This is a genomic window from Lutibacter oceani, from assembly GCF_003384935.1.
GTDB classification, from domain to species: Bacteria; Bacteroidota; Bacteroidia; order Flavobacteriales; family Flavobacteriaceae; genus Lutibacter; species Lutibacter oceani.
In genome coordinates this window covers 1-10576 of the sequence record NZ_QTTQ01000014.1, presented here as the reverse complement: position 1 = coordinate 10576, position 10576 = coordinate 1, and the positions used below count along the sequence as shown (strand labels likewise).

At 31.7% G+C, this 10576-nt stretch carries 9 protein-coding genes; all 9 read left to right on the top strand.

What is annotated here, in order from left to right; translation table 11 throughout:
• Nucleotides 1-225: hypothetical protein (locus tag BX611_RS15130; RefSeq protein ID WP_220344162.1), on the top strand; the 225-nt coding region annotated here is incomplete at its 5' end.
• Between the two features lie 41 nt (nt 226-266).
• A complete protein-coding gene (locus tag BX611_RS14855; protein WP_181897255.1) occupies nt 267-467 on the top strand; it encodes a helix-turn-helix domain-containing protein in 201 nt (66 codons plus the stop codon).
• Entirely contained in the window at nt 468-1976 is a 1509-nt protein-coding gene (locus BX611_RS14850) for a class I SAM-dependent DNA methyltransferase (RefSeq protein ID WP_115882807.1), read from the top strand.
• Complete coding sequence (locus BX611_RS14845) at nt 1973-3193, top strand: restriction endonuclease subunit S (protein WP_115882805.1); 1221 nt, start codon at nt 1973-1975, stop codon at nt 3191-3193. The genes BX611_RS14850 and BX611_RS14845 overlap by 4 nt, the downstream gene beginning before the upstream one ends.
• Nucleotides 3194-3198: 5 nt before the next feature.
• The gene (locus BX611_RS14840; RefSeq protein WP_115882803.1) at nt 3199-4209 is read left to right on the top strand and encodes a PIN domain-containing protein; all 1011 of its coding nucleotides are present in this window, start codon (nt 3199-3201) and stop codon (nt 4207-4209) included.
• The gene (locus BX611_RS14835; RefSeq protein WP_115882801.1) at nt 4209-7337 is read left to right on the top strand and encodes a type I restriction endonuclease subunit R; all 3129 of its coding nucleotides are present in this window, start codon (nt 4209-4211) and stop codon (nt 7335-7337) included. The genes BX611_RS14840 and BX611_RS14835 overlap by 1 nt, the downstream gene beginning before the upstream one ends.
• A gap of 263 nt (nt 7338-7600) precedes the next feature.
• A complete protein-coding gene (locus BX611_RS14830) occupies nt 7601-8755 on the top strand; it encodes a hypothetical protein (protein ID WP_147296433.1) in 1155 nt (384 codons plus the stop codon).
• Nucleotides 8756-8922: 167 nt separating this feature from the next.
• Nucleotides 8923-9318: a DUF5958 family protein gene (locus tag BX611_RS14825; protein ID WP_115882797.1), complete on the top strand. Its 396-nt coding sequence runs from the start codon at nt 8923-8925 to the stop codon at nt 9316-9318.
• A complete protein-coding gene (locus BX611_RS14820; RefSeq protein ID WP_115882795.1) occupies nt 9305-9754 on the top strand; it encodes a hypothetical protein in 450 nt (149 codons plus the stop codon). The genes BX611_RS14825 and BX611_RS14820 overlap by 14 nt, the downstream gene beginning before the upstream one ends.
• Nucleotides 9755-10576: the final 822 nt, after the last annotated feature.

Here is a 10576-nt window from a genome sequence, read left to right as displayed (position 1 = left end):
TCTAAAATAGAATGTTTCTTAATATTTATTTTACTAAATTTATCAAACAAAAATTGCAAAAAACAAATCACAACTTTAGTTATACAAAACCGTTGTACGCAAGCTGAAAAAAATGCCACCACACGTTCAAGCACATTTTATTTTGCTCGTGCCTCACAAAATAAAAAGAGCTTTCACTTCCCCACCGCCACCCAAAATATTTTGATTTTATACACAATATTTTGAGATATAAAACTATATTAGTGGACGGAAAAATGACATCTGAAATGAACCGAATAAAGGAAGTGTTGGAGCAGAAAGGAATTAAGCAGACTTGGCTAGCTGAAAAACTCGGAAAGAGTTACAATATGGTCAATGCATATGCTCAAAACCGACAACAACCGAGACTTGAAACGTTGATGGAGATTGCGAACATTTTAGACATAGATATAAAAGAATTGATAATATCAAACAAAGAAAATAACTAAATGGCAAAAACAGACAATAGCAGTTTCGAGAAGAAACTCTTTAAAGCAGCAGACAAACTTCGTAAAAACATAGATGCTGCCGAATACAAGCACGTAGTTTTAGGTTTGATTTTCTTAAAATACATTTCTGAATCGTTTGCAGAACTCTATCACAAACTAGAAGCTGACGAGTGGTCTGACCCAGAAGATAGAGATGAGTATATTGCCGAAAACACCTTCTTTGTTCCGAAAGTAGCACGCTGGAGTCATATTCAAGCACAAGCCAAATTACCATCTATTGGGCAAACCATAGATGAAGCAATGGAAGCTATAGAAAAAGAAAATACTGACCTTAAAAATGTGCTTCCTCAAGTTTATGGAAAAGCCAATTTAGATAAGACTTCTTTAGGCGAATTAATTGACTTAATCTCAAACACCGAACTGCAAGCAGAAAACGAAAACTCTAAAGACCTTTTTGGACGGGTTTATGAATATTTCTTGGGCGAATTTGCCAATGCAGAAGGAAAAAAAGGTGGACAATTCTATACACCAAAAGCCATTGTAAAACTAATGGTAGAAATGATAGAACCTTACAAAGGTCGTGTTTATGACCCTGCAAGTGGTTCTGGTGGAATGTTTGTAATGAGTGAAAAATTTGTAACCGAACATAGCGGAAACATAAAAGACATTACGGTATATGGACAAGAAAGCAACCAAACCACTTGGAAACTCTCTAAAATGAACCTAGCCATACGCAACATCAATAGCAAGTTTGTAGTCTGGAACACGGAAGGTACTTTTCTTAAAAATGCACACCCAGATTTAAAAGCAGACTTTGTACTTGCCAACCCACCTTTTAACCAAAAAGATTGGGGTGTAGATATTTTGGCAGATGATGCACGTTGGAAATACGGAACACCACCTAATGGTAATGCCAATTACGGTTGGATGCAACATATGCTCTATCATTTAGCACCAAGAGGTGTAATGGCTACAGTTTTGTCTAACGGCTCTTTAAGTTCTAATACCTCTGGCGAAGGCGATATACGTAAAAATTTAGTAGATGCCGATTTGGTAGAATGTATTGTTGCCTTACCCAAACAACTCTTTTACAACACAGGTATTCCTGCTTGTATTTGGTTTTTACGTAGAGAAAAAACCAACCATAGTAAAGAAGTACTTTTTATAGATGCTTCTGAACTAGGCTTTATGAAAGACCGTGCTCACCGTGATTTTTCCGAAGAAGATATTACGAAAATACGAGACACCTATCTTAATTGGAGAAAGGGAGAAAACTATCAAAATATAAAAGGCTTCTGTAAATCTGCCAAATTGGAAACTTTACAAAAAAACAGCTACGTACTCACACCAGGACGTTATGTTGGCATACTAGACGAAGATGATGATGGTATTTCATTTGAAGAAAAAATGGCAGACTTAACTTCTACTTTAAAACAGCAAATGAATAAAGAGCAAGAGCTGAACAAAGAAATTGCAACACAACTTGCTAAAATTGGGATGAGTTTATGAGTAGTTTAGATGTTATACCAAATGGCTGGGTAGAAACTACTTTAGGTAAGGTATCCCAAAACATTTCAAGAAAGTTTGACTTTAATTCAAAAAAAGAAGTCGTTTTTATAAATACCGGAGATGTTTTAAATGGTAAATTTTTACATAAAGATTATACATCTAAAATTGGCTTACCCGGACAAGCAAAAAAAGGAATTATTCGAGGGGATATATTATTTAGTGAGATTAGACCAAAAAACAAACGATTTGCTATTGTTGATTTTGATGCTAAAGATTTTGTAGTATCTACAAAATTTATGGTAATTTCAAGAAATCCAGATTTAATAAATAATGAATTTCTTTACATTTATTTGTCAAGTGAAAAGACAATAAATGAATTTAATTTAATTGCTGAATCTCGGTCTGGAACCTTCCCACAAATTACTTTTGATGCTATTTCCTATTTACCAGTGCTACTTCCACCAATTCCTGAACAAAAATCAATAGCTAGGATAATAAAAGCTTTTGATGATAAAATAGAAAACCTACAAGCCCAAAATAAAACGCTAGAGCAAACCGCACAAACTATTTTTAAAGAATGGTTTTTTACTAAAAATAAATCTTCCAAAGAAGTTAATCTTGGAGATTTGATAGAAATTAGAGGTGGTTATTCATACAAAGGAAGCGAATTAGGTATGGGAGAATCGTACCTTTTAGGTATGGGATGCGTATCAAATAACTACAGATTTTTACATAAGGGTGCGAGATTGTATTCAAATAATGCACCAGATTCTTTTTTGGTTCAACCGGGTGAAATTGTTTTAGCAACAAGGCAACAATCTGAAAACTTACCAATATTGGGATATCCTGCAATCATACCTCAAGACTATGAAGGGAAGAAAGTAATAGTTGGTACAAATTTATATATGGTAAAAAATATTTCATCATTAAATAATGAAACTCTATTCTTATTACTCAAAAGTAAAAAGTACAGGAATCATATTTTAAATAATTCAAAAGGGACAACTGTAAAAATGATAACTAAAGATTCTGTAGAATCATTTAAATTCAATTTACCAGAAAAAGAAGTAATACGTCATTTTACCGCAATGATTAACCCTATTACTGATAAAATCAAAAATAACGCTCAACAAATCCAAACTCTCAAACAAACTAGAGATACTTTGTTGCCTAAATTAATGAGTGGGCAAATCCGTGTGAATGACTTTAAAGAGTAGAGGTAATGAAAGAAAAAGTAATCTTTGATACAAATATTGTCCGCAATCCTGAAACCAATAATTTTTTAGGTGGTAGAGAAGAATTAAAACAATTTCTTCAAGTTGCCGATATTGTAATTCCTCAAGTAGTTATTGAGGAAATTAAAAGACAAAAACGTAAAAATTTACAAGGAAATAAAGATAAATTTTTAGCAAATCCACTTCATAAAATACTGGCTCTTAATGAAGATGACACTAAATCGTTCAATGTTGAAACTTATATTGAGGATTTGATAGTTAAGGAAGAGTTTACCTTCGAAATCATTGATGTTAAAGACAATAATATTTTACCTCAAATTAAAGATTTAGCCATTAATAAAAAACCACCATTTGAAGCTGGAGATGGTACAGATAAAGGTTTCAAAGATTGCTTAATATATTTTTCGGTTTTAGAATACCTTCAAGAAATACCAAACAAGAATGTATTTGTTTGTGTAAAAGATGGTAGACTTAAAGAAGCTTTAGATGCTCACCATAATATAATTGTGGTTGAGTCTTACCAAGAATTTAAGCAAAAAAGCGTTTCGCAATTTTATGATGATTATTTTCTTCAACAAGTTGAAAAAGAGTTGACAATTAAAATCTCAAAAGATAATATCATTGAACACTGGACAAATTTTGACGATAATCAAAATGTGTTTATCAAAACAGATGAGGAGGAGTTTGTTGTAGAAGTAGATGCTGGCGTAATAGTTAATTCTGCCAATAAAAATCAATTTGCAGAAAACCTACAAGCATTAATTGGCTCAACGAACTTCAATAATACAGATGTATGCATAGATGAATTGGAACAATATAAAAGTCTTTTCTCGCAAGAAGAGATTAGTAGATTATTGGTTGCTGCATACGATAATACTCAAATTAGATGGATTATAGATAAAGATGCTTTAACTCAATTTTTTGGTCCATTGTACCTTTCTAATAAATATTTAGTAGAATCCGAAAAACAAACGTTTTTCAATGAAATTTTTGAATAGTGGAAAAACTTACGGAAAATAAAATAGAACAATCTATAATTGACCATTTGGTAAGCCAAGGCTATACTTATTTTAATGGTACGGCTATTTCGCCACTTGGCGAGAATCCACAACGTGAAAGTTTCAGTTCCGTATTATTAGAAAATCATTTTAAGGATTCACTAAAAAAATTAAACCCTACACTACCAGAATCAGCTCGTTTAGAAGCTTACCAAAAGGTTATAAATCTTGGTACAGAAGATATAATGGAAAACAATGAACGTTTCCATACCTTACTCACCAATGGCGTAATTGTAGAATATACAAAAGAAGGCAGAACCAAAGGAATTAATGTTATCTTATTAGATGTAGCAAAACCTGAAAACAACAACTTTTGGGTAGTTAATCAACTTGTTGTAAAAGAAAACAATAACGAAAAACGCTTTGATGTTGTCATCTACGTAAACGGTTTGCCTTTAGTATTTATAGAACTCAAAAGTGCAACAAGTGAAAAAGCAACTTTACGTAGAGCATTTGACCAAATTAAAAATTATAAAAAAGCAGTTCCTAGCATTTTTTATTACAATGCTATTTGTGTTATTTCAGATGGCATAGATGCAGGAACATCAAGTGTGTCAGCACCATTTTCTCGATACTTGTCTTGGAAAACACCCAAAGAAGTAGCCAATGAGGTAAGAACAGAATTGCAAATTCTTACTGAATATATGCTCAACAAAAAAACGTTGGTTGAGCTAATTCGATACTGTACTGTTTTTGAAAAAGAGGAAAAGAAAAACGAAGAAACAGGACTAATATCTCAAGTTAAGATTAAAAAAGTTGCAGCATATCATCAATATTATGCAGTGCAAAAAGCAGTTGCTCAAACCCTACGAGCATCACATTCAGAAGACGGAGATAGAAAAGTTGGTGTAGTTTGGCATACACAAGGTTCTGGAAAATCCTTATCAATGGTGTTTTATAGCGGACAAATTATAACGCATCCACAAATGGAAAATCCTACCGTTGTAATGCTTACCGACCGTAATGATTTAGACGACCAACTATTTGGCACATTTGGTAATTGTGTTGGTTTGTTGCGACAAACACCAGTACAAGCAGATAGTAGAGAACATATCAAAGAACTATTAAAGGTTTCTGGAGGTGGCGTAATTTTCACAACCATTCAAAAATTTGCACCTGCCGAAGGTAATGTGTACAAAACCTTATCAGACCGAACAAACATTGTTGTCGTAGCAGATGAAGCACACAGAAGTCAATATGGCTTTTCTGGTCGCGTGGTAGAAACTGAAGATGGTTCAGAAATTAGATTTGGTAATGCCAAGTATTTAAGAGATGCCTTGCCTAATGCATCATACATTGGTTTTACAGGAACACCCATTGAAAAAGAAGATAAATCAACACCAGCAGTTTTTGGAGATTATATAGATGTTTATGATATAAAACAAGCGGTAGATGATGGTGCAACCGTTCCTATTAGCTATGAATCTCGTTTGATTAAAATTAAACTAGATGCAGAAACTTCTAAAAAACTAGATGACGAAATCAATGACATTGCAGATGCGACCGAAGAACAATTAGAAAAAGCAAAAAAGAAAACAACCACTATAGATGCTGTTGTAGGTCATCCTGACCGCTTAAAAGATGTTGCTAAAGACATTGTTAGTCATTTTGAAGCACGTCAAAACGTGTTTGAAGGTAAAGCAATGATTGTGGGAATGACACGTAATATTTGTGTGAGGCTTTACAATGAAATAATTGCTTTAAAACCAGAATGGCACAATGATGATTTAGATAAGGGAACAATTAAAGTCATTATGACGAGTTCCACAGACGACCCAGAAATTTTTCAACCACACCATACCACCAAAAATCAACGAAAAGATTTAGCAACAAGAATGAAAGACACCAATGATGAACTAAAATTGGTCATTGTTCGTGATATGTGGTTAACTGGATTTGATGCACCAAGTATGCATACCTTGTATGTAGACAAAAAAATGCAAGGAGCAAATTTAATGCAAGCAATTGCAAGAGTAAATAGAGTTTATAAAGATAAACCAGGAGGTTTAGTAGTTGATTATATAGGTATTGGACAAGACTTGCGAAAAGCAATGGCAACCTATTTACAAAGCGGTGGCGAAGGTTCGCCTGTTGTAGATATAAAAGAAGCAATTGCAGGAATGAAAGAGAAATTTGAAATTGTAGAGCAAATGTTCAACGGCTTTGATTTCAAACAATACTTTAAAGTAGATACAGCACAAAAATTGCAAGTATTGTTAGGTGCTCAAAACTTTATTTTAGCAGACCAAAAATTAAAAGACAGATTTTTAAAAGAAGTGACATTGTTATCAAAGTTATTTGCAATGTCAATACCAAGTCCAGATGCGGATGCTATAAAAAATGGTGTTGCCTTTTTCCAAGCTGTAAAATCACGTATCAACAAGTTTACAGGTAGTGGAGTAAAATCGGATTACGAAGTAGAAACAGCTATCAGACAAATTATAGATGATGCCTTATCGAGTGATGGCGTAATTGATGTTTTTGAGGCAGCAGGCGTAAAAGCACCTTCTGTTAGTATTCTTTCAGATGAGTTTTTATTGGAAGTTAAAAATATGCAACAAAAAAATATTGCTTTTGAACTTTTGAAAAAACTATTGAGTGATGAAGTAAGAATTAGAAAAACAAAAAATTTAGTACAAGGGAAAAAGTTTTCTGAAATGTTGGAATCTGTAGTGAAACGTTATCATAACAATCAAATAGATTCAGCACAAGTATTAGCAGAGTTATCTGAAATCGCAAAAGAAATGCAACTGGAAGATAGTAAATCAGAAGATTTAGGTTTGACACCAGAGGAATATGCTTTTTACAGCGTCTTGAAAGAAAACGATTCTACTAGCTTTTTGAATGATGACAAAATGAAAGAATTGATTCATACGATAGTAGATGTCATTAGAAAAAATGCAACTGTAGATTGGAGTAAAAGAGATGATGTAAGAGCTAAATTGAGATTGACAGTAAAGAAAATATTGATGAGATACGGTTATCCGCCAGATGTGGCAAAAATGGAAGCTGACCGTGTTTTAGCTCAAGGAGAAGCACTAGCGGAAATGTTCTCTTCGGAGAATTAGTCTGACTGAATTTAGCCAACGCAAGTTCAAGCACATTTAAAGTTTGCTCGTGCCTCACAAATTTAAAAGAGCTTTCACGCCAACGCTAGCAAGTTTGCGGAAAAGAAAGCCAGCGTACAACAATGTATAAAAATAATAGCGGTTTAATCGCTAAAATGAAAGTAAGTAAATATAAAAAAGTTCTGTGTTTAACCGAAAAGTTAGTGTGTGTAAATCCGCTACTATTCTTATACTAGAACGTTGTAGCACATTTGATGAAAAAAATGAATAATAAATCAGAAAAAATTATCTCACAGATAAATTCTAATGTTTTCTTTAAAGAGTTTACATTTAGTAAGAATGATTTTACAGATTTAGATACAAAACAAGAACTTGAATTTTCAGATAATGTAGTTTGGATTGATGACATTTTTTTCATATTTGAAATTAAGGATAGAAATTCGGAAGATTTAGAAAATGACTCAAAATGGTTTAATAATAAAGTTTTAAAAAAAGCTGTTAGCCAAATAAAAAGCACTCATAAATACTTGGAAAAATACCCGAATATTCCAATTACAAATGAAAAAGGTCACACAAAAAACATAACGGAAGCTAAATTTGAAAATATTAAAAACATAATAATATATACTCCAAACGATAATTTTTCAGAAGATAAAAGACATCTAAAGTTTTATGAAAGTAAAATCATTGGATTTATTCATTTATTCCATTCAGAGGATTACTATTGGATTTGTAAATATTTAATAACACCAGCAGAAGTCGAAGAATATTTAACTTTTAGAGAAAAATTATTTCAAAAACATTCAAATTACTTAAATAATCTTCCAGAACAATATGTTTTAGGACATTTTTTAGAAACTCTTGACACATCTGAATTAAAAGCTGAATATATTAATAACTTGATTAATATTAAACCTGATTCGTCAGAATTTAATATGTCTTATATTATTGATAATTTTAATAAAAATATACAAGGAATTAATGAAAAAACTGAATATTATCCGATAATAGCAGAAATTGCAAAACTCAAACGTTCAGAACTGGCTGAATTCAAAAAAAGATTTATTAGAACAATTGAGAAATGTAAAGAAAATGATATTGATTTACCTTATAGAATATATGTTCCGAGAACAGATTGCGGATTTGTTTTCATACCATTAATTAAAAAAGCATCAAAACATTGGAAAACGGCATTATCTAATTTTACATATGCTCAAAAATATGATCAAAAAGCAAGTAAATGTGTTGGTTTAGTAATTTTTGAGAACACAATAAATGATAAAGTTGTTTTAGATATGTATTGGTCTTTTCTTAAACAAGATTGGGAATACGATGAAGAAATGGAGAAAAGATTATATGACAGTTTTCCTTTTAGAAAAGTTAATACGAAACTAATTGAAAATCGATATAAAGATTAAAAAAACGTGCTACAACAACTCATATAATTTATGCTTAAATTTGAACTAATACAAACGACAAACATCCAAAAAACGATTTGCTACGTCCGAAAAATCTCCGATTTTCCAGTCGCACAAATCATATAAAAATCCGTTGTGGGTAATGCAAAAAGAGCATCTTGTAAATTATGACAGAGATTGAAATAAATATAAATAAGTATGCTCAAAATGAGCTGTCTGATTCTGAGATATTGGATTGGTTTGACCAGTTTGATTTGGCAGAACAAAAGGAAATTCGAGATAAGTTAATAATGTTTGCTCAGCAATCTCATCCAACTGACGATTTGATAACGAAAGCGATTCAGACTGCACAGATTAAAGAGACAATGACACCTGTGATAATTTTCAAAACACAGACTTTTAAGACTGCGATTAATAAAATTGAGAATTTACCCGATTCTGAGCTCAGAAAGTCTTTTATAATAATGTTGAGTATATTCAAAACAGCCGACACGTATCGAAGAGAGGCGGATTGTAAAAATGGATGTTCACACTTTTGGCATAATATAGATGACAGACTTTAACACAATATTTCCTGACTGGTCATTGAAAATCGATGAGATTTCAAACAATGTTTACCAGTTTACTGCAATTAACAAAACTGGTAGCCAAGTTGAGTTTACGGACTCGGATTATGATACTGGGAAAAAACGGATTTTAGGTGAAATATTTGATTTGGAAATACAGATTAGTAAGGAAATAAATAAACTAATCTTTGATACGTTTTCAATCCTACTTGATGGCAATTTGATTAAGGATAAAAAGTATGAATCTGAAATTTTTGGTTCGTGGATTATTCGATTGAAAAATAGACGAATTATTCTTGATGGTAAGGAATCGATTTTAAGCTTAGAAAAAAAGAAAGGACTTTTAAGTACTGATTGGATTGACCTGAAATCAATTCAAATTCGAGATGGACTGAAATATCAGGATATAGAGATGATTATTAATGAGATATAAAAAGCACATACCCACAACACGCGGTATAGTTAATAAGGGTTTCAGTGGTTTTCGAGGCGTAGTAACCCGCTTCAACTTTTCTTGTACCTTGATAGGTGTAAAGCCCGCAATCCCTTACTAACCATACCGCCAACGTTGCAAGTAATGGCGGATTTCACTCTGAAATCCTTAATTTGAGTTTTTCTAAAAAATAGCTGGATTGTCTAACACACGGAAAAATTATAATTACGAGAAAATAAAATTCTAAATCAACTTCTACTCTATTTGATAAATTAAAACGTAAAAATTAAAAACTGAACGGTTTGATTTTTAAATAATTTTCTAAAATGAGCAAATAAACTGAAAAATTGATAGAGAAAATGTTTTTAAAAAAAGACAGATTTATAAATTGTACGAATAAAAGTGATGAAATAAATCGATTTGAGAAAAATAGCGGATAGATTTTTTGAGCAATTACACGGATGATTTTAACGCAGATTTTAAATAGTCAAAATGATAATTTAAACTAAATCGATAAATTACAGATAGAGTTTTAAATGATTTAAATTCCGTAAAACAACAAATGATTTGATTTATAACAAACTCAAAAACCACTACTTGCAACAATGTATAACCAAAATTGCTTAATCCGTTAATTAGAATGTTTCTTAACTTTTATTTTATTAAATTTATAATTCGAAAAATTGCAATAACTAAATCGCACTTTAGTTATACTAAACCGTTGGCATTAATAGTGCCAGAGGAAAATTTTAGTTCTATTGAAAAATGATTAGCATTCTATTATAATTTGTAATTTTTAAGATAAATCTAGTTAAGATCCTT

Excerpts from the sequence above, each read along its gene's own strand:
- BX611_RS14820 (WP_115882795.1), top strand. The coding sequence starts at position 9,305 with ATGACAGACTTTAACACAATATTTCCTGACTGGTCATTGAAAATCGAT.
- BX611_RS14845 (WP_115882805.1), top strand. The coding sequence starts at position 1,973 with ATGAGTAGTTTAGATGTTATACCAAATGGCTGGGTAGAAACTACTTTA.
- BX611_RS14850 (WP_115882807.1), top strand. The coding sequence starts at position 468 with ATGGCAAAAACAGACAATAGCAGTTTCGAGAAGAAACTCTTTAAAGCA.
- BX611_RS14855 (WP_181897255.1), top strand. The coding sequence starts at position 267 with ATGAACCGAATAAAGGAAGTGTTGGAGCAGAAAGGAATTAAGCAGACT.
- BX611_RS14830 (WP_147296433.1), top strand. The coding sequence starts at position 7,601 with ATGAATAATAAATCAGAAAAAATTATCTCACAGATAAATTCTAATGTT.
- BX611_RS14840 (WP_115882803.1), top strand. The coding sequence starts at position 3,199 with ATGAAAGAAAAAGTAATCTTTGATACAAATATTGTCCGCAATCCTGAA.
- BX611_RS14825 (WP_115882797.1), top strand. The coding sequence starts at position 8,923 with ATGACAGAGATTGAAATAAATATAAATAAGTATGCTCAAAATGAGCTG.